This is a genomic window from Psychrobacter cryohalolentis K5 (genome assembly GCF_000013905.1).
Taxonomy (GTDB): Bacteria; Pseudomonadota; Gammaproteobacteria; order Pseudomonadales; family Moraxellaceae; genus Psychrobacter; species Psychrobacter cryohalolentis.
On the sequence record NC_007969.1, the window covers coordinates 1,522,956 to 1,546,214 of the forward strand.

22 protein-coding genes are annotated in these 23,259 nt (G+C 42.6%); 4 read left to right on the top strand and 18 right to left on the bottom strand.

What is annotated here, in order from left to right:
- Positions 1 to 208 precede the first annotated feature (208 nt).
- From PCRYO_RS06425 to PCRYO_RS06435, 3 genes are all read right to left on the bottom strand, one after another.
- The gene (locus PCRYO_RS06425; protein WP_011513586.1) at positions 209 to 1,120 is read right to left on the bottom strand and encodes a haloalkane dehalogenase; all 912 of its coding nucleotides are present in this window, start codon (positions 1,118 to 1,120) and stop codon (positions 209 to 211) included.
- A gap of 190 nt (positions 1,121 to 1,310) precedes the next feature.
- Positions 1,311 to 2,000: a glutathione S-transferase family protein gene (locus tag PCRYO_RS06430; RefSeq protein ID WP_011513587.1), complete on the bottom strand. Its 690-nt coding sequence runs from the start codon at positions 1,998 to 2,000 to the stop codon at positions 1,311 to 1,313.
- A 112-nt stretch (positions 2,001 to 2,112) separates the two neighbouring features.
- The gene (locus PCRYO_RS06435) at positions 2,113 to 2,649 is read right to left on the bottom strand and encodes a peroxiredoxin-like family protein (RefSeq protein WP_011513588.1); all 537 of its coding nucleotides are present in this window, start codon (positions 2,647 to 2,649) and stop codon (positions 2,113 to 2,115) included.
- 748 nt (positions 2,650 to 3,397) lie between these two features.
- Between PCRYO_RS06435 and PCRYO_RS06440 the strand changes: the two genes are divergently transcribed.
- The gene (locus PCRYO_RS06440) at positions 3,398 to 4,189 is read left to right on the top strand and encodes an aspartate dehydrogenase (RefSeq protein ID WP_011513589.1); all 792 of its coding nucleotides are present in this window, start codon (positions 3,398 to 3,400) and stop codon (positions 4,187 to 4,189) included.
- Between the two features lie 30 nt (positions 4,190 to 4,219).
- Here the strand turns inward: PCRYO_RS06440 and PCRYO_RS06445 are convergent, their stop codons facing one another.
- The 14 genes from PCRYO_RS06445 to PCRYO_RS06510 form a co-directional block, all read right to left on the bottom strand.
- Positions 4,220 to 5,584 (bottom strand): MFS transporter, encoded by a 1,365-nt coding sequence (locus tag PCRYO_RS06445; RefSeq protein WP_011513590.1) that lies wholly within the window; start codon positions 5,582 to 5,584, stop codon positions 4,220 to 4,222.
- Positions 5,585 to 6,001: 417 nt separating this feature from the next.
- A complete protein-coding gene (locus PCRYO_RS06450) occupies positions 6,002 to 7,297 on the bottom strand; it encodes a M20 family metallopeptidase (RefSeq protein ID WP_011513591.1) in 1,296 nt (431 codons plus the stop codon).
- Between the two features lie 77 nt (positions 7,298 to 7,374).
- Positions 7,375 to 8,157: a 3-oxoadipate enol-lactonase gene (gene pcaD, locus PCRYO_RS06455; RefSeq protein WP_041753096.1), complete on the bottom strand. Its 783-nt coding sequence runs from the start codon at positions 8,155 to 8,157 to the stop codon at positions 7,375 to 7,377.
- Between the two features lie 82 nt (positions 8,158 to 8,239).
- The gene (gene pcaF, locus PCRYO_RS06460) at positions 8,240 to 9,475 is read right to left on the bottom strand and encodes a 3-oxoadipyl-CoA thiolase (RefSeq protein ID WP_041753097.1); all 1,236 of its coding nucleotides are present in this window, start codon (positions 9,473 to 9,475) and stop codon (positions 8,240 to 8,242) included.
- A gap of 17 nt (positions 9,476 to 9,492) precedes the next feature.
- Complete coding sequence (locus tag PCRYO_RS06465) at positions 9,493 to 10,158, bottom strand: 3-oxoacid CoA-transferase subunit B (RefSeq protein ID WP_011513594.1); 666 nt, start codon at positions 10,156 to 10,158, stop codon at positions 9,493 to 9,495.
- A 26-nt stretch (positions 10,159 to 10,184) separates the two neighbouring features.
- A complete protein-coding gene (locus PCRYO_RS06470) occupies positions 10,185 to 10,877 on the bottom strand; it encodes a 3-oxoacid CoA-transferase subunit A (protein ID WP_011513595.1) in 693 nt (230 codons plus the stop codon).
- 111 nt (positions 10,878 to 10,988) lie between these two features.
- Entirely contained in the window at positions 10,989 to 12,218 is a 1,230-nt protein-coding gene (gene benE, locus PCRYO_RS06475) for a benzoate/H(+) symporter BenE (RefSeq protein ID WP_011513596.1), read from the bottom strand.
- 75 nt (positions 12,219 to 12,293) lie between these two features.
- Positions 12,294 to 13,073: a 1,6-dihydroxycyclohexa-2,4-diene-1-carboxylate dehydrogenase gene (locus PCRYO_RS06480; protein ID WP_011513597.1), complete on the bottom strand. Its 780-nt coding sequence runs from the start codon at positions 13,071 to 13,073 to the stop codon at positions 12,294 to 12,296.
- Positions 13,074 to 13,132: 59 nt separating this feature from the next.
- Complete coding sequence (gene benC, locus PCRYO_RS06485) at positions 13,133 to 14,149, bottom strand: benzoate 1,2-dioxygenase electron transfer component BenC (RefSeq protein WP_011513598.1); 1,017 nt, start codon at positions 14,147 to 14,149, stop codon at positions 13,133 to 13,135.
- A 65-nt stretch (positions 14,150 to 14,214) separates the two neighbouring features.
- Entirely contained in the window at positions 14,215 to 14,712 is a 498-nt protein-coding gene (gene benB / locus PCRYO_RS06490) for a benzoate 1,2-dioxygenase small subunit (protein ID WP_011513599.1), read from the bottom strand.
- Positions 14,713 to 14,774: 62 nt separating this feature from the next.
- On the bottom strand, positions 14,775 to 16,157 hold the full coding sequence (benA, locus tag PCRYO_RS06495; protein ID WP_011513600.1) for a benzoate 1,2-dioxygenase large subunit: 1,383 nt from the start codon (positions 16,155 to 16,157) through the stop codon (positions 14,775 to 14,777).
- Between the two features lie 128 nt (positions 16,158 to 16,285).
- Positions 16,286 to 17,209 (bottom strand): catechol 1,2-dioxygenase, encoded by a 924-nt coding sequence (catA, locus tag PCRYO_RS06500; protein WP_011513601.1) that lies wholly within the window; start codon positions 17,207 to 17,209, stop codon positions 16,286 to 16,288.
- Positions 17,210 to 17,308: 99 nt separating this feature from the next.
- Positions 17,309 to 17,599 (bottom strand): muconolactone Delta-isomerase, encoded by a 291-nt coding sequence (gene catC, locus PCRYO_RS06505; RefSeq protein ID WP_011513602.1) that lies wholly within the window; start codon positions 17,597 to 17,599, stop codon positions 17,309 to 17,311.
- A 42-nt stretch (positions 17,600 to 17,641) separates the two neighbouring features.
- The gene (locus PCRYO_RS06510) at positions 17,642 to 18,814 is read right to left on the bottom strand and encodes a muconate/chloromuconate family cycloisomerase (RefSeq protein WP_011513603.1); all 1,173 of its coding nucleotides are present in this window, start codon (positions 18,812 to 18,814) and stop codon (positions 17,642 to 17,644) included.
- Between the two features lie 187 nt (positions 18,815 to 19,001).
- On the opposite strand from PCRYO_RS06510, the gene PCRYO_RS06515 reads away from it, so the two are divergent.
- Positions 19,002 to 19,919, top strand: a complete 918-nt coding sequence (locus PCRYO_RS06515) for a LysR family transcriptional regulator (RefSeq protein WP_011513604.1) — start codon at positions 19,002 to 19,004, stop codon at positions 19,917 to 19,919.
- A gap of 96 nt (positions 19,920 to 20,015) precedes the next feature.
- On the opposite strand, the gene PCRYO_RS06520 is transcribed toward PCRYO_RS06515, so the two are convergent.
- Entirely contained in the window at positions 20,016 to 20,927 is a 912-nt protein-coding gene (locus tag PCRYO_RS06520; protein WP_011513605.1) for a LysR family transcriptional regulator, read from the bottom strand.
- Between the two features lie 162 nt (positions 20,928 to 21,089).
- On the opposite strand from PCRYO_RS06520, the gene PCRYO_RS06525 reads away from it, so the two are divergent.
- Both PCRYO_RS06525 and PCRYO_RS06530 read left to right on the top strand, forming a co-directional pair.
- Positions 21,090 to 21,542: a DoxX family protein gene (locus tag PCRYO_RS06525; RefSeq protein WP_011513606.1), complete on the top strand. Its 453-nt coding sequence runs from the start codon at positions 21,090 to 21,092 to the stop codon at positions 21,540 to 21,542.
- A gap of 221 nt (positions 21,543 to 21,763) precedes the next feature.
- Positions 21,764 to 22,582, top strand: coding sequence for a DODA-type extradiol aromatic ring-opening family dioxygenase (locus PCRYO_RS06530; RefSeq protein WP_011513607.1), 819 nt, complete (start codon positions 21,764 to 21,766; stop codon positions 22,580 to 22,582).
- The last annotated feature ends 677 nt before the right edge of the window (positions 22,583 to 23,259 follow it).

The following is a 23,259-nucleotide window of genomic DNA, read 5'->3' on the forward strand; positions in this document are numbered from 1 at the left end:
AAATATAGCACTATCCTAGCGTATTAGTGTAGTCGCTTTCAGTATCATGATCGAATAGGATCTATGTTAAAGAAGATGCAGAGATAAACTAGTGATTTAATGAAGCATTTAGCATGACTAACAAAAAGCAAAAGCTGTCAAAAAATTATAGAAAATAGCGCAAAGTTCTTTATATTTTTTACTTTAAGTCACTTAGGGTGATGATGAATTATCTCGGGTTATCATGAATAAATTGGACCAAAAGCTTAGCCACTTTTTCACCTTGGTCTTCTTGAAGAAAATGTCCGCCGTTGGCAATAGTCGTATGTGCTTGACCTTTGGTTCCGGGAATGATTTTTTGCATAATGCGATCGCCACCAGCAGTCACTGGGTCAGAATCGCTGAATAGTGTGATAAAGGGCTTTGTCCATTTACTCAGCTCAATCCATGCGGCGCGATTATTTTCTGAAGCAGGATCATCCGGCGTCGAGGGTACAAGCAGTGGAAACTGTCTAGCACCCTCCTTATAGGATTCATCAGGAAATGGCGCATTGTAGGCGTCAATCACCGCCTGTGATAGCTTGGTAACGGTACCGCTCTTGATGGTCCCTCCGACATGAAATTGAGGTATTTCCTGCGAGAATTGTTGCCATTTACGAAAACCTTCACCTAGATCGTGGTCGCCGGTGGGGAGCATGGTGTTGCCAGCTGCTACCCGAGCAAATCGGTCTGGATTTTCTGCAACCAAACGCAAACCAATCAGTCCACCCCAATCTTGACAAAACAGAGTGATGTTATTCAGATCTAATTGGTCGAGTACGGATTGCATCCAGTTGACATGACGTTGGTAAGTATAGTCAGTACGAGACGCGGGTTTGTCTGAGCGCCCAAAACCGGGGAGGTCTGGCGCAATAACGCGGTGTCCCGCTGCAGTCAGTATCGGAATCATTTTACGATATAGATAACACCATGAAGGCTCCCCATGCAGCAGTAACACTGGATCAGCGTCTCTTGGTCCTTCGTCTAAATAATGCACGCGCAGCTCACTGTCTTCGCTGTCGTCGACCATTAGATAGTGCGGGTCAAAGTTGTAATCTGGTAGGTTTGCAAAACGCGAATCGGGAGTTCTGAGTATTTTCATGTCTCGTCCTTGAGTTGGGTAAATGAGCGCGTATTCTTACACAGCTGATGGAATCTTAGAGTTAGGGTGGATCGCCACAAAACCCGATGAGAATGGATCGCCGTCACCAATCTTAATCATGTGAGTATCATATTTCGTACTCTTACCCTATGCCAATTATTCCTCTAACTTGATAGTCGTTCTTTGGCTGTTAGGTATTCTTATCGGGTTTAGCAAAGTTTTGAGGATATAGCGCGCGTGCTGCCACATCATCAAACTCGGTCTTAAACTCGATGCCTTTAGGAATATTTCGGGCTTTTTGGACTGCAGGACGAGCACTTATATTTGCAAACCAGCGCTTTAGATTAGGATAGTTGTCTAAACCTTCCTCACCTAAGACTACGGTTGCTTTATCAATCCACCCCCAAGCTGAAATATCAGCAATGGAATACTCATCGCCAACCAGATACTCGCGACCTTCCATGTGGGTCTCTAACACTTCGTAATGACGTTCGGCTTCACGAAGATAGCGATTGATAGCATAAGGCGTTTTCTCTGGTGCCTTATGTCTAAAATGCACGGATTGACCAGAAAACGGTCCTAAACCTGTCGCTATAAACATCAACCATGACAGCATCTCGCTACGATCTTCTGGTTTACCGGCTAATTTCCCTGTTTTTTCGGAGAGATACATCAAGATAGCAGTAGAATCAAACACGCGTTTGCCATCATCTTCGATTGCCGGAGTTTTACCATTGGGGTTAATAGCGTGATACTCAGGGCTATGTTGTTCGCCTTTTAAGGTATCTATAGCGATCAACTCATACGGCAAGGCAGTCTCTTCGAGATAGACAGCTACTTTCATCGGGTTTGGGGTTTGATGAAAATAAAATTTGAGCATAACCTGATCCTATCGTGTTGAGGTCTTAGTTTGACAATCATAAAAGCAATGAAAAATACAAATAATCCTTAAAGACTCATGCAGTCATTAAGGATTATTTTTTACAGTGAGTCTAACGATGCGTACCGCGAATAGGGTAGTCATTTTTTCGAATAAAGGCTAAACCATTCGCAAGGGCTTCAAGTTCAGGTCTAGCAAAAGGTGCGTTGGAGATATCAACGATTTGAATTTCTCCATCAGCATTAACCACAAATACACCAGGCTCTGCAAAGGGATGATCGGTCTCTTTCTCTGAACGTGGCTCTGAGATATAAAGTCCTAACGTATTCATCTGCTCAACAGTCAGACCATAGGCAACAGGGAAGTCGATATCTAATTTTTCTAAATGACTCTCTAATTGCTCTTTACTATCACCTGATACTGCAATGATATCGACACCCGCATCAGCAAATGACGATTTTACGGTTTCTAACTGGTTGAGGTATTTAGTACATATCGGACAATGTTGACCTCGATACACCACGACCAATTTCCAGTCATGACCATTATCAGGCGTACCTAGTGACTTTATATCACCATTTAGCATCTGTACGTTTATATCGGGGAATTTGACACCAGCTTGAATTCTTTGTCCGTAATTTGATGGCATGATTTATCCTTTAGAAGTGTTTATAAGTAGGAGTAATTTATATAGCAATGATCATCTTAACTGGACTAAAATAAATGTTCAAGATATATTTGAGTAATCACTCAACTTAATTAATCATTCCAATCTACAGATGCCAATATCCAGTTTACTAAGCGTGTAGTAAAAGAGTATGGGCGCATAAGACAGGCATTATTTAAAATAGAAGGTAATGTGGTAGATTCACCAGTTCACTTTTTTAAGACTTGACCCATTACCGTCTTTTCGGATCGCAGACTGTGGTTTTTAAAGTTGTTAATATAATCTTGCATCAATTCATACATCACAAGTGATTTGATATATCCGTTTTGTTCGACTACTTACTTAAATTCGTTTGCTAAATCGTAATCACAACGAATATGAATAGATGCCTGTTTAGTTATGCTCATTGGTATTCAGCTCCTTTGAATAAAATCCCTTTGAATAGGATTAAAATTTCTATCCTAAAAACTACCTTAAAGCTATTGCCTATACCTCTTTACTGTACCACTTGCAGCCCAGCTTGCAACACATAGTCAGAATGATGGCTACTATTGAATATAGAGCCAATAACAGCATAAAAGTGTTTTGTTATTGTCTTAGGGTATGTCATCAATTAATATCATTGCTTTACAAAAATATATTTAATCTATATTTGGGCAGCTGAATGAAAATAGCACAAGACTATATAGCCTAAGCGAAGAAATATAAAAAGTAATAAATAGGAGTAAGTATGAAAAACGTGATGTTTATAGGCTATGGATCTATGGCAAGAAAAGTACATGAGATGTTGCCTAAAAACATTATCCTCTCAACAGTATTGGTCAGCACCAGAAGCGCAGAGATTATAAAAACTGAACTAGGCGAGTCTATAGCTGTGATTACTTCGGTAGACGATTTGATAGAAACTCCTGATTTAGCAGTTGAGATGTCGGGTCAGGATGGGCTCAAAGAACATGCTATTAAAATATTGGGAAAGAGCATCCCACTTGGGATTATATCTGTCGGCGCTTTTACTGATGAGAAGTTTGCTATATCGCTTGCTGATACTGCAGAAGCGAATGGTGTGGAAATTCATATCTTAGCGGGTGCAGTGGCTGGAATTGATGGCATACACGCTGCAAGTTTCGCAGGACTCAGTGATGTGGTTTATCAAGGTAAGAAGCACCCATCGAGCTGGAAAGGAAGCCATGCAGATCGGCTTATTGACTACGATAATTTAGTGGAACCTACTGTGTTTTTTACGGGTACCGCTAGAGAAGCGGCTGCTTTATTCCCTGATAATTCAAACGTTGCCGCTACGATTGCGATTGCAGGCGTTGGCCTTGATGATACAACCGTAGAGTTAATCGCTGATCCAACGCTTGAGTACAATATTCATCATATAATGGCGAAAGGGGTATTCGGTAAGCTTGAGATTAGCATGGCTGGACTGCCATTGGTCGAAAACCCTAAAACCTCAAGTCTAGCAGCATTTAGTGCCTTGCGTTTATGCTGCCAGATCGATCAGGTTATACAAATGTAAAGTATAATTAAAATAGAGTCGAAATCAAATTTAGGTCGCTATAGGTGTGTCTAAAGTGACTGGTTTTTCTTGAATTTTTTTACTATCTACGGCTGCATTAAGGTTTACGAAGAAAATAGCAACGGCTGCAATTATTCCTGGTATGGCGATAAATAAGAAGTTCGTTTGGTGGCTAAGCTCGAGCGTGAGTAGCGCCCCAGTCAAGATAGGACCTACGATAGCACCAATGCGACCGATACCCGATGCCCAGCCCATAGCTGTCGTACGTACAGCAGTCGGATAATACTGAGCAACAAAGGTATAGAGCAGAATCTGTGAGCCGATAGTAGTAGCACCTGCAATCGCGATTAGGGTATATAGCACCACTTGAGGGCTATTGTAGCCAAGTAATATCAACGCGGCTGCACCAGCGACAAACATAACGGTTAATACAGGCTTTAGATGGAATCTATCGGCTAGCACACCGCCACCAATAGCACCGACCATACCGCCAATATTGAGCGCAAATAAGAACAGCATACTAGCGCCTAGTGAATAACCTGCTTGAATCATAAGCTTTGGTAACCAGCTGGCGAGAGCATATACCATCAACAAGCACATAAAGAAAGCTACCCAAAACATGATGGTGGTAAAACCTCTATTTTTTAGGAATAACGCTTTGATAGGAGCGTCATCGCCTTTGGTTGGCTCATCTAAGATTAAGTCAGTAGAGGTTGTGATAGTCTCTTGTGGTGCAAGTTTGCGGACGATTTTTTTGGCTTCATCATGTCTTTTTTCTTTGACCAAATACATCAAGGATTCAGGCAGCATTTTCCAAATGATTGGTAAGAGTAAGGTAGGGATGCCTGCAATATAAAACATAATCTCCCAACCGTAATCTACCACCAAAAATGATCCCAATAATGCTGATGCCATACCGCCGATCGCGTAACCACTAAACATAATAGCGACTAGAGTACTACGAATACGCTTTGGGGCGTATTCAGAGGTCAGCGCCACACAAATCGGCATCACGCCGCCGATACCAAGACCAGCAATGAAGCGTAAAGCTGCAAACTGCATCGGACCATTAGCAAAAGCACCGAAAAAGGTAAAGCTACTGAATAGACCGACGCAGATCATGATGGTCTTTTTTCGACCGATTTTATCAGACAAAGTACCAAAAATCATGGCACCAAACATCATGCCGAAAAGTGCTGCGCTGGCAAGAAAGCCTGCTTGTACCGCGGTCAATGACCATTCTTCCATGAGTAACGGTAGGGCCACTCCATAAATGATGAGATCATAACCATCAAAGATAATGATCAATAGACACCAAAACAGCACCTTCCAATGAAAAGGAGCAAATTTGGCTTCATCAATAACTTTATTGATGTTTATGGTTGGTGATTCCATTCGTATTTCTCCATGGGTAATATCCTTATAAGTATCTAACAAGTTATTGTTTTCTGATGGGCAAGTCAAAAACCATCTAAGTATAAATATATACCTATAAGGTATGGATTTTGATCTTATAGCAGATTAGAAAGTACAAGTACGAGTAGATGGCTTCAATAAAAAAGTGTATTTTTACTAAAATAATGTCTAAACAACTAATAAACCTTTAGATATCTGCTTTTCTGAATTTTATGCGCTTGTTGGTAAGAGAGAATACTTCTTAAGAGGTAGATGAAAAAACAGCTCATATATCTTTTAAATATATGAGCTGTTTCGATTTTTATTAAATTATATCGGTTGTAAGAGATAAAATGACGACTTTAATTATTGAGTTAAGCAAGTGCTCATACCAATAGATATTGCTCTTTTAGAAAGTTATTTTTTCATAGCCAAATAATCTATTGCTAGTTGGCTAAGCGCTTTAGTACCAACTTTGAATGATGATTCGTCTACATAAAAGTATGGGGAATGATTATATGGCGCCTTGCTAACGTCTTGTCCTACTGGAGTGCCGCCTAAAAAGAAAAATAAACTAGGTATTTCTTGGGCATAAAATGAGAAATCTTCAGATGCCGTTAGTTTAGGCACCTCAAGTACATTGTCTTTACCTGCTACATTTTTAAGCGTTGGTAACATTTGCGCGGTAAGCGCTGGGTCATTAATCGTAACTGGATAACCTTTATTGATTTTGACGTCAGCTTTAGCGCCTGATGCTATTGCGATATGAGTGGCCGTGGTTTTCATCTTATCAAAAATTTGGTCGCGATTATCCATATCAAAGTTACGAATAGTACCAATCATATTGACACTATCTGGAATAATATTATCGCGTACACCGCCACCTATTTTACCGAATGAGACAATAGCCGGCTCTTTAGTAATATCAATCTGACGGCTCACTATATGATTAACACCGGTAACGATTTGCGCCGCAGTTGAAATAGGATCGACCCCATTCCAGGGCGCTGAGCCATGAGTTTGCTTACCATTTACTGTTATGTCAAAGGTATCAGCGCTTGCCATAATAGGGCCGCTTCGGTAACCAATTTGACCACTATTTAAGCTCGACATAATATGTAGTCCAAACGCGACCTCGGGTTTATGTTTTTTGAATATGCCTTGCTTCAGCATGAGCTCAGCGCCGCCTTCTTCACCTTCAGGGGCACCTTCTTCGGCAGGCTGAAATACAAACATGATATTGCCGTGCAATTCATTTTTAACCGCAGCTAGTACTTCAGCCGTTCCCATTAGCATAGCAACATGAGTATCGTGTCCGCAGGCATGCATGACCCCAACGTCTTCACCCATATACTTAGTCACAATGGTTGATTTAAAAGGCACATCTGCTTTTTCGGTAACGGGTAATGCGTCCATGTCTGCACGTAGCATCACTGTAGGGCCAGGTTTAGCTCCCTTCAAAAAACCAACAACACCTGTATGCGCTATATCAGTTTCGACCTGCATACCTAGTGATTTTAGATGCTTGGCAACAAGAGCGGCAGTACGAGTTTCTCTATTGCTCAATTCGGGATGTTTGTGAATATCCCGACGCCATTCAATCACTTTTCTTTCAACACTTTTAACTTCTTTATCGATATTGATGTTGGCATGAGCACTAAATGTGCTAAAAGTAAAAATACCGATAACCAATGATAATAATGATCGTTTCATACTGTCTTCCTTGTTTGATGGTACTTCCTTGTTATTGCTTTGATATGCTCATGTGATAATTTTAGTGACCAATAGAGCTATTGAACATTTAAATATTGTCGCACGAGTTTATTGAATGCTTCAGGCTGTTCAATATTCGAGATATGCGAGGCATCGATAGTAGCTAGCTTAGCGTTAGGTATATGATCGACCATATATTGACCATCGGCAACCGTCGTCACTGGGTCTTCAGAACCTACAAGCACTGTGACTGGGACACGGATAGTTTTTAACTGCTCGCGAGTATCAGCGACAGATAATGCCTCACAGCAGCTGGCATAACCCTTACTACTGCCAGCTGCGAGAGCGTCAGATAATGCTTTAACTACATCAGGATGGTTATCGATAAAACTTGCTGTGAACCAACGCGAGGCAGCTGTAGTGGCGATAGGGTCTAAACCTTGCTCACGTACCAATTGCGCGCGATCTACCCATGCTGCCTCATTACCAATCTTTGCGGCGGTATTGCATAGCATCAAGTGATGGAAGCGCTCAGGATGATTGATAGCTAACCATTGACCAGTCATGCCGCCCATAGAGATGCCACAAAAAAATGCTTTATCAATGTTTAAATGATCAAGCAAATCAATCACATCTTGTCCAAGCTGATCGAAACTATAAGGACCTTTTGGTGCGGAAGACTTACCATGGCCACGGGTGTCATAGCAGATAATAAAATAATCGTTTTGTAAGGCATCGATTTGCGGCTGCCACATATGATAGCTGGTACCTAAAGAGTTAGAAAATATCAGAGCAGGATTGCTGTTATCACCAAAAGTGGCATAGTTTAGGGCAATTTCTTGGTTGTTAAATATAGGCATCATTATTATCCTTTTTAGTCCTGACGATGTCCGTGAAATAGTAATGGTGAGTGATTTAATTGATATTTATTAATAGTGCTGCTTAATCGTTAACAACACGCTCAATAATCATCGCGATACCTTGTCCAACGCCAATACACATTGAGCATATGGCATAACGCTTATCAGTTTTCTCAAGTTGATTGAGTGCTGTTAAAATTAAACGTGCGCCTGAGGCGCCAAGCGGGTGACCAAGGGCAATGGCACCGCCATTCGGATTAACGCGCGCGCTATCATCAGATAACCCTAAGTCACGCGTACAAGCGAGAGCTTGAGCGGCAAAGGCTTCGTTTAATTCAATGACATCCATCTCATCAAGTGACAGTCCAGTTTGCTTAAGCAGCTTTTTCATCGCCGGTGCTGGAGCAAAGCCCATAATACGCGGCTCAACACCTACTGTAGTTGAGGCAACAATACGTGCACGCGGCTTGAGACTAAACTCTTTAACGGCTTGCTCTGATGCCACTAAAAAAGCCGCTGCACCATCATTGATACCAGAAGCGTTACCAGCTGTTACTGTACCCTCTGCGGTGACGATAGGGCGCAGTTTGGTTAACTTCTCAAGCGTGGTATCAGCACGAGGGTGCTCGTCGGTATCGACGGTGATAGGCTCGCCTTTGCGTTGCGGGATGCTGACTGGAGTAATCTCATCTTTGAAAAACCCTGCCTCTTGCGCCGCTGCGGTACGTTGTTGACTACGTAATGCAAATGCATCTTGGTCAGCGCGATTGATATTGAATTGCTCTGCGACGTTTTCGGCGGTTTGCGGCATGGTCTCCGTACCATATAGCTCATCAAGCTTTGGATTGATAAAGCGCCAGCCCATAGTGGTATCTTCGAGCTTTTGACTACGACCAAACGCTTGATCTGACTTGCCCATTACCAATGGCGCACGGCTCATGCTCTCAACACCACCTGCAATAATAAGGTTGGCTTCACCCGCTTTAATCGCACGCGCCGCTATCGCTAACGCATCCATTGACGAGCCGCATAAGCGATTCACCGTAGTGGCAGGCACTTGATAAGGTAGGCCAGCTAGTAACGACGACATACGCCCGACGTTGCGATTGTCTTCACCGCTCTGATTAGCACAGCCGTAAATAACGTCATCTACTTTTACCCAATCGACATTGGCATTACGTTCGATTAGCGCCTTGATAGGTATAGCCCCTAAATCATCGGCACGTACTGGTGCTAGACCGCCGCCGTAGCGACCAAAAGGGGTGCGAATGGCATCAATAATATAAGCATTATTTAAACCAGTGATTGAATCAGTCATCATCCTTGTCCTTTTTATTATTTTGAATTTGTAGCGTCAATTAGCGTCGCACCCGTCAATGCTTGTAAGTCCGCAAAGCTTAAGCCATCGACCATTTCAGTGACGGCCAAACCTTTATCAGTGACATCAATGACACATAAGTCAGTATAAATACGATCAACACAGTTTTTGCCAGTCACGGGGTAGGTAAGCTTGCTAACGATTTTAGGGTCGCCAGTTTTGGTGGTGTGATTGGTCATCACAAAGACTTTTTTGGCACCGACGGCTAAGTCCATAGCGCCGCCAACCGCAGGTATTGCATCTGGCGCACCCGTGCTCCAGTTGGCTAAGTCGCCATTGGCAGCCACTTGAAACGCACCCAATACGCAAATATCGATATGACCACCGCGCATCATGGCAAAGGAGTCGCCATGATGAAAGAAGCTACCGCCATCGAGCATGGTGACGTACTCTTTTCCGGCATTAATCAGCTCGGGATCTTCTTCACCTTTAGCAGGTGGGGGTCCAAAAGCTAGTAAACCGTTTTCTGAATGCAAAAATACATCTTTATCATCCGGTAGGTATTTTGCAATTTTAGTTGGTAGTCCGATGCCTAAATTGACATAGGCACCATCTGGGATATCTTGTGCAGCGCGCTCAGCGATTTGATCGCGGGTCAAAACGGTGTAGGAAGTATGGCTCATGATGACGCTCCTTATAGTTGGCAGTATTAAGCGGTGGCTGTAGTTGCTGTGCTAGCAGGCTGAATTTGCACCACATGCTGCACAAAGATACCCGGTGTAATAATGTGCTCAGGATCAAGCGCGCCAAGCTCAACCGTTTCGGAGACTTGGGCGATAGTAATATCAGCCGCCATTGCCATGATAGGACCAAAGTTACGGGCAGACTTGCGGTAGACTAAATTACCCCAGCGATCGCCTTTATCCGCCTTGATTAAAGCAAAATCAGCCTTAATGGGATATTCAAGAACATAGTCTTTACCATCGATTTCTCGAGTCTCTTTGCCTTCTGCGAGTAAAGTACCAAAGCCTGTGGGCGTATATACCGCACCGAGTCCCATACCTGCTGCTTGAATACGGCAAGCCAAATTACCCTGTGGTACTAGCTCCAGCTCAATCTTGCCAGCATGATAAAGCTCATCAAATACCCAAGAATCCGATTGACGCGGGAAAGAGCAAATGATTTTACGCACAGCACCTGTTTTTAAGAGCTTGGCAAGGCCATAGTCGCCGTTACCGGCATTATTATTAATGATGACCAAATCCTTTACGCCTAAATTAATAAGTCCATCAATGAGTTCAGCTGGTTGCCCTGCAGTACCGAAGCCACCAATCATGATGGTAGCGCCATCTTTGATTTGACTAAGTACGTCAGTGATATTTTTATCTGCTTTATTAATCATGTTTATATCCTATAAAAAGTCATATGAGGTAGTGTCTTTAAGATTGATAAGCGGTGTACAGGTTGAGTCATTACTCTGACACTACTTAAATTTTTTGTAAGCGAGTTATTATTAATTGGCTTCATTATTAGAGGTCGTTAATGAGATAGATGATGTTGGTAGTAGGCGTTTTTTGGTCAGAATATAGTGAGCAATCATGCCAATAAGAATGCCCCAAAACACAGAGCTTAATCCCAAAAAGCTCATACCCGATGCTGTCGCCAAAAAGGTAATTAACGCCGCATCTCTTTGCTCATCATTTTTCATAGCAATGGTGATATTGGCAGAAATGGCACCGATTAACGCAAGGCCGGCCAGTGCCGCGACAAGCTCTTTTGGAAGCAAGCTAAATACCATCACGATACTGCCAGCAAATAAACCGCCAAATAAATAGAAGATGCCATTAGCGACACCTGCGATATAGCGCTTTTCCTTAAGTTCATGCGCATCTTTGCCAGTACAAAGCGCGGCTGTGATAGCGGCAAGTACGATAGTGATACCACCAACACATGCAACTGCTAACGAGGCGAGGCTTGTAACACTCACAATAGGCTTGGCTGGCGTGTCATAGCCACTTAGATTTAATATAGCCATACCGGGTAAAAACTGGCCAGTTAAGCTCACAAGGATGAGTGGTATAGCGAGGTTAAACGTTGAGTTCCACGACCATTCAGGGGCAATAAAAGTAGGTATGGTAACGGCTAAATCGAAATGGACAGGGTTCATTTTGCCAAGTAAGACGCTTAAGATAACACCGCACAGTAGTACCCAGATCATCGTATAGCGCGGCGAAAAGCGTTTGGCTAATAAATAGCAACCGAGCATGCTAAAGACGATAAATGGCATGCTATCAGTGGCTTTAAATAATTCTAAGCCGAACTGAAATAGGATGCCTGCCATCATGCCAGCGGCGATACCGTTAGGAATCCATTTTAATATTTTGTCGAAGTAACCTGTTGCCCCAACAATAAATATGATAATAGCTGAAATGATATAACCAGCAACAGCTTCATTAATACTCATCTGTGGAAATAGGGTAACCAGTAAAGCGGTACCAGGGGCGGACCATGCTGTAATAACCGGTGTTTTATATTTAATAGATAAATAAATACCAGGAATGGCAGCACCGATGGAGACACCCCAAATCCAAGACGCCATCATGGCATCTGATACTTGTGCGGCTTGTGCGGCCTGAAAAAAAATAATCAAAGGACCCGCATAAGAAATAAGAACCGCTAAGAACCCTGCAACCGATGCGGAGAGCGACCAGTCGTTTTTTAAGGTTTGGATTACAGAGGCCATATTGCTTCCTTGCAAATTAGCATTCGTTACGGGGTTGCAAATTAAGATGCATGCTACTAATTGGCAGATTTATTATTAGCCTTCGTCGCCACCGCCCACAGGAATGGTACTACCAGTAATATAAGAAGACTCATCGGATGCTAAAAACAAGATGGCATTGACTTGCTCATCAATCGTGCCGTAGCGTTTCATAAAGGTGCGATCAATGGTCTGATCAACCACCGCATTCATCCATGATTTTTCATCATCAGTTAATGGTTTGGCGTTACGTGGAATCTTTCTGGGCGGCGCTTCAGTACCGCCAGTTGCTACAGCATTCACACGGATACCATCGTTTGCATACTCAAAAGCGAGCGATGCGGTCATGGCGTTCACGCCGCCTTTCGCTGTCGAATAGGGTATGCGGTTGATACCGCGAGTAGCGATAGAGGACACATTAACAATAGTGCCTGATTGCTGTTTGACCATGGTTGGTAATACCGCATGACAACACCATAATGTTGGAAATAATGAGCGGCTGATTTCCTTTTGAATTTCTACTTCAGAGAAGCTGGTAAAAGGTTTCATCCATATTGCGCCGCCGACATTGTTGACTAATATATCGATACGCCCATAGCTATCAAGTGCCTTATCAATAGCCTCTTTAGCACCTTGATGGGTTTCAAGGTCAGCTTGAATGCTAACGGCTTCTCCACCATTAGCGATGATTTCAGCCAGCACCTCTTCTACTAATGGAGAAAAGTCTGCCATGACGATTTTTCCGCCCTCACTTGCTAAGCGTAATGCGACTCCGCGCCCGATGCCTTGGGCGGCACCAGTAACGATACATACTTTATTATCAAATCTTTTACTCATGACAGTCTCCTAAAAATCTTGCTCATGCTTTGCTAGTAGAGTAATACGGCTAGGCTACGTTATTGTTCACTGGGCGTGAATTTTTCATAGTAAAAATTACTCGGTTTTAGATTGCTGCTGTCTAACCAGTTACTCACCGCATCCACCATCCCTAACGGACCACACAAGTAGACATCGACGTCACCATCGTTCAGCCACTCATTATCAACATGACCGGTGACATAGCCTTTACGCTCATGCTGGCTGTCTTCAGTGGCGACACAGGTGCGGTAGTCAAACCAAGGGTGGTTTTGTTTGACTTCTTCTAGTTTCTCAACTTCTATAAGATCAAAGTCGTTGGTGACGCCGTAGACCATCCTGACAGGATGATGAGCACCAGACACCTCTAAACTTTTTAGCATCGATAAAAAAGGCGCGATACCAGTACCACCTGCTAGAAATAGGGTCGGGCGGATTAGAGGGCGCAGGTAAAAGCTACCAAATGGACCCTCAAAATTAATCTCTTGACCTATAGTCGCAGTATCAGATAAGAAGGTGCTCATCTTGCCATTAGGAATATTGCGGACGACAAATTCAGCCTGATTGGCACTAGGTATAGAGCTAAATGAATAGGAGCGTGTCTCGTTAGAATCAGGAATACTGACATTGACATACTGGCCTGGCAAAAATACTAGTGCATCTGGATTGTCGACTTCGACGCCAAAGTGAATGGTAGATTCTGACAGCACATTCAGCTGCTGTAGTTTGCCTTTGAATACAGACTTGCCGACTTTGCAGGCTTCAGAGGAGGTTGGTACTTTGATCACGCAGTCGCTTTCTGGAATCATCTGACAGGTGAGTACATACCCTTCAGCAGCTTCAGCTTCTGTCAGTGCATCTTCGATATACATATCAGGGTGCATGTCGTAGCTGCCAGATTCACAATGGCAACGGCAAGTACCGCAAGCACCATCAAGGCAATCCACAGGGATATTAAATTTTTGACGATAAGCGGCTTCGGCGACGGTTTCGTCGGCTTCACATTTGATGAAGCCTGTGACGCCGTCTTCGAACTGTAGAGCAATATTATATTCCATGAGAAATATCCCTTTTCAACACGTATTAATTAAAAGCTAGTGGCTAAATAATGAGTGAATAATGATTAGACGTGATAGACGTCCATGATTTGATGCACATAGTCGTCTTTTAAGACCATATACTTATCCAAGATTTTTGGTTGGTCTTGAGTCATGTCTATTTTGTACTGAGAGTAACCCCAATAGGTATTGGTCTCGTGATAGCGAAAGGACTTGTTGATCCAGTTGAAACGCACCGTCACAATACCGTCATTGTCTTCGAGTAGTTCAATATTCGATAAATTGTGCGTGGTACGCGTATCAGGTATGGTCGCTGATGAGCGCTCAGTCTCGATGCGGAAGATGCGATCTTCAAGACCACGGCGATCCGGATAATAAATCAGCGAGATTTCTCGTTGTGGGTCGCTGATGAGCTGACCATCATCATCCCAACTTGGCATCCAGAAAGGGCAGTCTTCATCGTAATAAGTGAGCCATTCTTCCCATTTTTTCTCATCCAATAAACGCGCTTCACGGTATAGAAACTGTCTAATGTCTTCAATGTTAACAGTTGCATTTTTCATGATTGATATCCTTATTTTTTTGTCAGTTCTACAATAAATAGCAGAGTAATAATAAAAATGTATTAGTCGCTATTAGCACCGTGTAGCTGCTGCTCTTGCTCTAGAGCTTTTTTCATCTCTTCATGCCAGTAGCGATGTTGGACGGTATATAGTCCTTCATCTTCAGTCTTAACACCACTCATTAAAGGTTTGAGGTCAATAGCGGCAGCGCCTTCATCTGCACCTTGAATCCAATGCTCAGAGCCTCGGCACATATCATTCCATTCAAGCTTGATACCGTTATAACCTTCTTGACACGAGCGGAACTCTTCTAAGTCATCAGGTGTTGCCATACCAGTAACGTTAAAGAAATCTTCATACTGACGAATACGGCGTGCACGTGCCTCATCGCTTTCGCCTTTTGGTGCGATACACCAGATACTGACTTCAGTTTTGTCAACCGCGATAGGGCGGAGCATACGGATTTGTGAGCTGAATTGATCCATGATGTAGACGTTTGGATATAGGCATAAATTACGTGAGCGCCCAATCATCCAGTCCGCCATGGCTTCACCGTAGCTGGCGATATAGTCATCGCGATAGGCATAGTTTGGACGATCTTGTGGGTTTTCCCATTGTGTCCATAACAACATGTGACCGTTTTCAAAAGAATAGAAGCCGCCACCTTGACGACCCCATTTGCCAGCATTCATGGCTTTAATATTGTCTTCTTTAGCGGTTTCTTCTTTACGGCGTGCAGTCGTGGCAGCATAGTTCCAATGTACGGCTGAGACGTGGTAGCCATCAGCGCCATTTTCAGCTTGTAGTTTCCAGTTACCATCAAAGGTATAGGTTGAGGTACCACGTAACACTTCTAGGCCTTCTGGTGATTGGTTGACAATCATATCTAAAATCTTGGTTGAACCACCAAGCCAGTCTTCGATAGGGTCGACATCATCATTTAAGCTAGCAAAAATAAAGCCTTTATAGTTGGCCATCTTTACTTGTTTTAGGTCGTGTGAGCTTTCTTTATTGAAGCATTCTGGATAGCCTGCATGTCTTGGGTCTTTCACTTTAAGCAGCTTGCCTGAGTTGTTAAAGGTCCAACCATGAAATGGGCAGGTGTAAGTGGCTTTATTGCCTTTTTTATGTCGGCAGAGCTGTGCACCACGATGTGAGCATGAGTTAATCATGCAATGCAGCTCGCCTTCTTTATTGCGGGCAAGAATAACAGGCTGACGACCAATGTATGAGGTGTAGTAGTCGTTGTTATCAGGAACTTGAGACTCATGAGCCAAATACACCCAATTGTTTTCAAAGATGTACTTCATCTCAAGCTCGAACAACTCTTCGTTAGTGAAGGCGCTACGATGCAGGCGATAAATCCCTTTTTCACTGTTCTCTTCTAAAAAATCATCAATAGTGATGTCTGATCCTTCAGGTACTAGATTGATACGCTCGCTCATGGCTGCCTTCCTTGTATAATGACGGTATAAAATGAGATTAGAAGCTAACGTTTGATACGACAACTGAGGACATATCAAACGTAAGTCGCTAATCGTTATTAATTAATGCTATTTAATATGAGTGCTCATTAACCTTGAGCACGGCGGCGTTCTACTTCGCTGCCTTGTATAGCTTGGTCAATGTCTTTTACTAAATGAAAGTCAAAGTCGATACTTGCGTAAGGCTTATCAAGCGCTTTTTCTTTTAGTTTGTCCGCATCTTCGATCATCGTCACTTCTGGTACCAAGCCTTCGCGGCTTGCAAAAGCAAAGTCATCCCATAGGTACTCATCGCCATCGATGTTAATCTGCGTGGTCAGTTTGCGATGACCGTCAGCACTGGCAAAGAAATGAATGTGAGCGGGGCGATGACCATGACGTCCTAGCGCGCCCAATACTTTTTGCGTCATTCCTTCTGGTGGTACTGAGTAACCTAGCGGCACGATGCTGCGGAATGCATAATTTCCGTTTTCATCGGTAATGATGCTACGACGTAAGTTGAAATGAGACTGTGATTCATCAAAGAAAGAGTAGTTACCTAAGCTGTTGGCATGCCACACTTCAACTTTTGCGTTTGGAAGAGGCTTTCCATCTTCACCATAAACAGTGCCTTGCATAAATAGCACGGTGCCATTGTCAAGGTCAGTGCCATCATCTAGACGCGCAAAGCCTTTTTCTTCTGGCGCACCAGCGACATAGAGTGGACCTTCAATAGTACGTACAGTACCACCGTCAAGACCGGCTGCTTTTAAATCCTCTTCAATCATTAAATCCATGAAGTGATCGAAACCCAAGCCTGGTGATAATAAACCAGCTTCTTTGCCCAAATCACCGATAAACTCAACGCCAGACCAATATTCATCTGCAGTGATTTTTAAGTCGTTAATGGTTTGCATAAGGTCGGTCACGATACGCAAGACAATCTCTTGTACGCGTGGATTGACTTGCTCAGGGAAGTCGATTTTGCCTTTGATGAACTGAGTGGCTAATGCTTCAATTTGGCTGCGTTCCATGTCTCTCTCCTTATTGAGGACTGTTTTATTAAGGGGTAATTACAGTGAGTATTCTTACTCAGTTTTTATAGATTCTGATATCAGCTGTACTGGCTTGCTTTAGCTGTCATCACTACGAACAGATGATGGATGACGTAACAATGGTGTCACTTCAACCTTCATGTACGGATAGAGCGGTAATGACATCATAATGTCGTGTAGCTCTTCATTACTCTCAACATCAAAGATGCTGAAGTTAGAATACTGACCGGCTATGCGCCAAATATGACGCCATTTACCTTGCTCTTGGAGCTTTTGTGATAATGCTTTTTCGGTGGCTTTAAGCTCGTTGACCTTGTCGGCATCCATATCTGTTGGGATTAAGACATCCATTCTGACGTGGTATAACATAATTATTTCCTTATATTTGATGACGGGTAATTTTTTTAGCTGTTACAGTATTTCAGTTTGAGCATTAGTAGCAAGTTGCGGCTTTGATGATTTAAGTGAATTATTGATTGCTTGTTTGGCGTAGTGATAGACTTTATCGCTATCTACTTCGATACCAAGACCTGCGCCCATAGGTACATTTAAACCAAAATCTTGATAATCAAGAGGCTGTACTAAAACGTCTTCGGTTAATAGTAAAGGACCAAAAAGTTCTGTATCAAAATTTAGACTGGGATAGGTTGAGAATACATGGGCGGATGCGGCCGTACCGATAGGACCTTCAAGCATAGTGCCACCATAGAGCTCGATACCTGCTAAATGTGCCATTTGTCCGATTAAGCATGCTGCTTTTAATCCGCCTGCTTGATTTATTTTTACGGCAAAAACATCAGCATAATGATCTGCTGCTAAATGAAAGGCATTCTGAGGATCTTGGACGATTTCATCCGCCATAATGGCTACATCGAAATGTTCGGTTAAGCGTTTTAGGGCGGCTTTATTGCGCATTGAGACAGGTTGTTCTATTAAATCAACGCCGCCAGCTTGCAATAGGCTAATACCTTGCATTGCCTCAAGCTCTGTCCATGCTTGGTTGACATCAACCGTAATGCGGCAATCAGGCAGCGCTTTTTTGATAGCCAATACGTGGGCAACATCATCAATAATCGGATTGCTACCGATTTTTAATTTAAAAATGCGATGGCGCTTTTGCTCAATCATGCGCTTCGCTTCGGCGATATCGGTCGCTGTATTGCCGCTGGCAAGCGTCCATGCCACTTCGATACGGTCACGAACACGACCACCAATCAGCTCACTTACTGGTAGGTTTAGGCGTTTGCCTTCGATATCGAGTAGGGCAGTTTCAATCGCGCACTTTGCAAAGCGGTTGCCATTGATATGAAGACTTAGCAGCTGCATGGCTTTTGCTGTGCTAGTAGGCTGTTCTTTTAATAACAGAGGCGTAAAGTAGGTGTCGATATTAGTCTTGATGCTATGAGGGCTTTCTTCTGCGTAGCTTAGACCGCCAATGGTGGTTGCTTCACCCCAACCTTCATAGCCATCTTCTGTTTGAATGTGCACCAACACCAAAACTTGTTCGTTCATAACGGTACAAGCGAGCTTATGAGCTCTTATAGTAGGTATCGGTACCAATAAAGTATTAATTGAACGAATCATAACAGTCCCTATTAAGTTAATGCTGCTTCCTTATGCTTAATAAGAACTATAGTTGCTGTATAACGACATGTCTAAGACCCATTTAGTCTATTATTAATACCTTTTAGGTATTTTGATAACCAACCCGCACCATGTTATGTTCTTTAGGTATCGATAAGCTTATAGATCACTCAAGGAATAACGTTCAATGGAATTGAGACATTTACGCTACTTTGTAGCAGTGGCAGAGGAAAAAAGTTTTAATAAGGCAGCAGAGCGTTTGTTTATTTCACAACCACCACTGAGCCGTCAGATAAAACAATTAGAAGAAGAGATAGGCGTCACGCTCATTGATAGGGACAATCGCCCTTTAAAACTTACTGAAGCTGGCGAGTTTTTTTATGATCATGCGCTGCAGATAATAAAGAAATCAGATGATCTGCGTGCTATGACTTTTCGTAAGGGTAATTTTGACAACTCACTCTCTATAGGTTTTGTATCGTCGATATTATATGGCATATTGCCAAAAGTGATTGCGCGCTTCAGAGAGGTCTATCCAAATATAGAAATTAAGTTATATGAATTAAACTCTTGGCAGCAAACACAAAGCTTGGTAGAGGGTAAAATAGATGTTGGTTATGGAAGGTTATTATTCGAAGACGCTTCTATTAGACGATTACTATTAAGAGAGGAGAGCTTAGTTGTAGCTGTTCCTGTTAAACATCGTTTGGCACAAGAGAAGCAAAAGAGCATTCGTTTAATGGACTTAACCAATGAAAACTTATTGTTATATCCGATGGCACCTCGTCCTAGTTTTATTGACTATGTCTTAGAGTTGTTTGAGGCACGCAATCTAAAAGCAAACTATTTTACTGAGGTACGTGAGCTGCATATTGCGTTAGGGTTGGTAGCAGCAGGTGAGGGCTTGACTATCGTACCAAAAACGCTTGAGCATCTGCGGAGTCAGGAAGTGACTTATATTCCTTTCGAGGACGGGCTTTTAACCTCTCCTATTGTCATGAGTGTGAGACACTTTGACAAGTCAGAATTGTTAAAAACATTGTTAGACGTGACTTATCAGATTTATGATGAAGAAGGGTTTGATTATAAGCGTGAGACAATATGAATACATCATAGTGTTAATATAGAATATAAACCTATGCGTGAGAATTTACGAGTGCTAGTTCAATAAACGAGTCATTGCCGTTAAGCCCAATAAAAGCTAAGGTATGGACTCGTCCCAGTACGGTGGCGTGCCATAATAGCCTTCCACAAAATCAATAAAACACCTCACTTTATGTGGTAGCAATTTTCTATGAGCATAGACTGCATATAAGCCCAAAGCCTCAGGCTCAAGTTTTGGCAACACTACGACTAGTTTGCCACTACTAAGCGCTTCGCTGATAATAAAAGTCGGCTGTAATACTATTCCTGCGCCTGCAATAGCCGCGTCCACCAATACATCACCATTATTACTACGAAGCTCGCTACCTTGCTTGAGGTATTTTGCTTTTAATAATTGGTAGATATCGTCCTTACCATCCATATTCATATAGCTGTAATGCAAATAGCGGTGTTCGGCAATATCTTCAGGTTGAGTAGGCGTGCCATGTTTGTTCAGGTAATCAGGTGCAGCGCATAACATCACACGAATGGGTGCGACCTTCTTGGCAATCAATGACGAGCTTTTTAGCTGCCCGATACGCAAGGCCACATCGAAACCCTCCTCGACAATATCGACTTTGCGATCAGTCAATTGTAGGTCGACTTTGACCAATGGATAATGTATCTGAAAGTCAGTGATTAACTTAGCCATATGTTTTAAGGCAAACGATACTGGTGCACTGATTCTTAAGACGCCTTTGGGATTCTGTTGTAAACCACCTAATTTTGATTCCATATCATCAATGCTAAGTAAAATCTGTTGTGCATGTCCGAAGTAATGACTACCAGCTTCGGTAAGGCTGACTTTACGAGTGGTGCGATTAAGCAGGCGACTATTTAGCTGCTCCTCCAACTTAGAGACATATTTGCTTACCAACTGCGGTGACAGCTGCAAGGTATTTGCCGCATTACTAAAGCTGCCTTCGGTCACCACTGCCACAAAGGCACGCATCGCATCGATTCTATCCATATTTTGCTCTATTTCTATTGAACCATCAAAATTAAATGCCGAAAAAATTATCAATGATATGTTGTTAATTACTCAATATTATCTATCTTACTCTTTTACTGTGTTGATAGTAAAGTGTGTCTATAGCATTTATCCTAATCACACGTTATAGAGTAATTATCAATGAAACCATCACTATTAAATAAAATTTTAACATCAGAAGCTGGCACTGCAGCCTTAATCCTTCGTGTACCCGTAGGTTTGATTTTGATGGCACATGGCGCACAAAAGTTATTTGGCTGGTTTGGTGGCAATGGGCTGGCTGGCACGGCTGGGTGGTTAAGCAGTATGGGTATGGAACCTGGTTTGTTAATGGCAATATTGGCAGGGGGTGCCGAATTCTTTGGTGGTCTTGCCTTAGTCTTAGGATTGCTGACTCGACCTGCTGCATTAGTTGCTGCATTTACGATGTTAGTCGCCATCTTCTCTGTACATATCGGTAATGGATTATTTGCCGCTGATGGTGGCTACGAATATGCCTTGACCTTAATGGTAGCTTTGCTGGCTTTAGCGGTACAAGGTGGCGGTTATCTCAGTATGGATAACGCTTTATCAAAAAAATTAGATAATGATTAATAAATCCACATTTACTCGCTAATAGTAAGTGTCCATCTTAAATAATGGCAACAATTGGACTAAAAACTGGCAACCTATATAAGATAAAGAAGGCTATGTTCGCTGGCGTGTGACGTTAGTATGCTTCCATGTGGCTTATTATTATTTAAAAGCATTGAATCCTAATGGAACTGTCCCTGTTCATCCTAGCAGTATTTAGTAAAGATAATGGAGTGAAGCTAATGAATAATGAGTCTATTTCAGCCACGCAGCCAGTATTATTTATACCTCACGGTGCAGGTCCTTGTTTTTTTATGGAGTGGCAGCCAACTGATACTTGGGATCAAATGGCCGAATTTTTAAAAGGTATCTCAAGTCGCTTGCCACAGCGCCCAAAAGCTGTTTTGATCATCAGCGCACATTGGCAAGCACCCGAGTTTAGTATCACCACTAGTATGCAACCTGATCTAATTTATGATTATTATGGGTTCCCTGAGCATACTTATCAGCTGACTTATCCAGCAGTGGGCGCGCCAGTATTGGCTGAACGGATAGGTAATATGCTCACTGATGCAGGTTTAAACAATACACAAGATGCTATAAGAGGCTTTGATCATGGAGTATTCATCCCGTTAAAACTCATGTTCCCTAATGCGGATATTCCAGTAGTGCAGTTATCGCTACGTCATGATCTCGATCCTGAAGCCCATTTAATGGCAGGTAAAGCAATTGCGGCATTACGTAATGAAGGGGTGTTGATTGTGGGCAGCGGTATGAGTTTTCATAATATGCGCGGTTATGGCGATAAAAAATTCACGGCTCCATCAGTGGTATTTGATAATTGGTTAACTAAGACGGTTGCAGCCGATGAAGATGCGCGATTTGCAGCCCTTAGTGATTGGTCTAAAGCGCCCCATGCTATCGAGTCTCATCTATTAGGAAGCGAAGAGCATTTGATCCCGCTGATGGTTATCGCGGGCGCAGCAGGAACAGATCAAGGGCAAAAGGTCTATTCTCAGCAAGTAATGAAGACTCAGATATCAGCCTTTCAGTTTGGCTAAGCTCAGATTCTTCTATCAAACCTCAATATCAATCAAGCTACCTGAATGTTTCTAAAATTAATAAGAGCCCGCTAAAATGCCTCAGTAGATGCTTAGTGGGTTTTTTATACATAACGCAGCTATGTGGTCTACGCTGTAAGTCAGGTAGGAACTAAATTGGGAGATTTTAGGCATACTGCTTAATAATAACCTATGCTATCGATTTCGTAATCATGCAATCCATATCTAAAATGAATAGTTCGATATCTGTATAGCGCATCGATCATAAATCAATGCAAATGAGTGTTATGGTTAGGAGGTTCTAAGCACACGAAAATCAACAGTCAGTCTATAGTGGTCAGCATACTATCAGGCAAGTCTGACACGGCAAATCCCATCACACGACAGGCATACAAACCTAAACACGGCTAGATAACACTAGCCGCCTTTGATACGAATATAGGTGACATCACCTGTCTAGAATTGTTTAAGCGCAGATGGGTTAAAGTTTAATAGGTTTTCATGGGTCTTATGCGCATCATCAGCTTTCTTGTATTTATAAGTCTTTATTCAACGACTTTGAGTTTCTATTTTTGCCATAACCTTACCTGTCAACCTGTCAACCTGTCAACCTGTCAACCTGTCAACCTGTCAACCTGTCAACCTGTCAACCTGTCAACCTGTCAACCTGTCAACCT

Bases quoted from the DNA above. Each gene is read 5' to 3' on its own strand.
- PCRYO_RS06515 (WP_011513604.1), top strand. From the start codon at position 19,002: ATGGAATTGAGACATTTACGCTACTTTGTAGCAGTGGCAGAGGAAAAA.
- PCRYO_RS06480 (WP_011513597.1), bottom strand. From the start codon at position 13,073: ATGAGTAAAAGATTTGATAATAAAGTATGTATCGTTACTGGTGCCGCC.
- PCRYO_RS06435 (WP_011513588.1), bottom strand. From the start codon at position 2,649: ATGCCATCAAATTACGGACAAAGAATTCAAGCTGGTGTCAAATTCCCC.
- PCRYO_RS06430 (WP_011513587.1), bottom strand. From the start codon at position 2,000: ATGCTCAAATTTTATTTTCATCAAACCCCAAACCCGATGAAAGTAGCT.
- benA (WP_011513600.1), bottom strand. From the start codon at position 16,157: ATGAGCGAGCGTATCAATCTAGTACCTGAAGGATCAGACATCACTATT.
- PCRYO_RS06425 (WP_011513586.1), bottom strand. From the start codon at position 1,120: ATGAAAATACTCAGAACTCCCGATTCGCGTTTTGCAAACCTACCAGAT.
- PCRYO_RS06530 (WP_011513607.1), top strand. From the start codon at position 21,764: ATGAATAATGAGTCTATTTCAGCCACGCAGCCAGTATTATTTATACCT.
- benE (WP_011513596.1), bottom strand. From the start codon at position 12,218: ATGGCCTCTGTAATCCAAACCTTAAAAAACGACTGGTCGCTCTCCGCA.
- PCRYO_RS06510 (WP_011513603.1), bottom strand. From the start codon at position 18,814: ATGATTCGTTCAATTAATACTTTATTGGTACCGATACCTACTATAAGA.
- PCRYO_RS06440 (WP_011513589.1), top strand. From the start codon at position 3,398: ATGAAAAACGTGATGTTTATAGGCTATGGATCTATGGCAAGAAAAGTA.
- PCRYO_RS06470 (WP_011513595.1), bottom strand. From the start codon at position 10,877: ATGATTAATAAAGCAGATAAAAATATCACTGACGTACTTAGTCAAATC.
- pcaF (WP_041753097.1), bottom strand. From the start codon at position 9,475: ATGACTGATTCAATCACTGGTTTAAATAATGCTTATATTATTGATGCC.
- catA (WP_011513601.1), bottom strand. From the start codon at position 17,209: ATGGAACGCAGCCAAATTGAAGCATTAGCCACTCAGTTCATCAAAGGC.
- PCRYO_RS06445 (WP_011513590.1), bottom strand. From the start codon at position 5,584: ATGGAATCACCAACCATAAACATCAATAAAGTTATTGATGAAGCCAAA.
- PCRYO_RS06520 (WP_011513605.1), bottom strand. From the start codon at position 20,927: ATGGATAGAATCGATGCGATGCGTGCCTTTGTGGCAGTGGTGACCGAA.
- PCRYO_RS06465 (WP_011513594.1), bottom strand. From the start codon at position 10,158: ATGAGCCATACTTCCTACACCGTTTTGACCCGCGATCAAATCGCTGAG.
- pcaD (WP_041753096.1), bottom strand. From the start codon at position 8,157: ATGCCTATATTTAACAACCAAGAAATTGCCCTAAACTATGCCACTTTT.
- catC (WP_011513602.1), bottom strand. From the start codon at position 17,599: ATGTTATACCACGTCAGAATGGATGTCTTAATCCCAACAGATATGGAT.
- benC (WP_011513598.1), bottom strand. From the start codon at position 14,149: ATGGAATATAATATTGCTCTACAGTTCGAAGACGGCGTCACAGGCTTC.
- benB (WP_011513599.1), bottom strand. From the start codon at position 14,712: ATGAAAAATGCAACTGTTAACATTGAAGACATTAGACAGTTTCTATAC.
- PCRYO_RS06450 (WP_011513591.1), bottom strand. From the start codon at position 7,297: ATGAAACGATCATTATTATCATTGGTTATCGGTATTTTTACTTTTAGC.
- PCRYO_RS06525 (WP_011513606.1), top strand. From the start codon at position 21,090: ATGAAACCATCACTATTAAATAAAATTTTAACATCAGAAGCTGGCACT.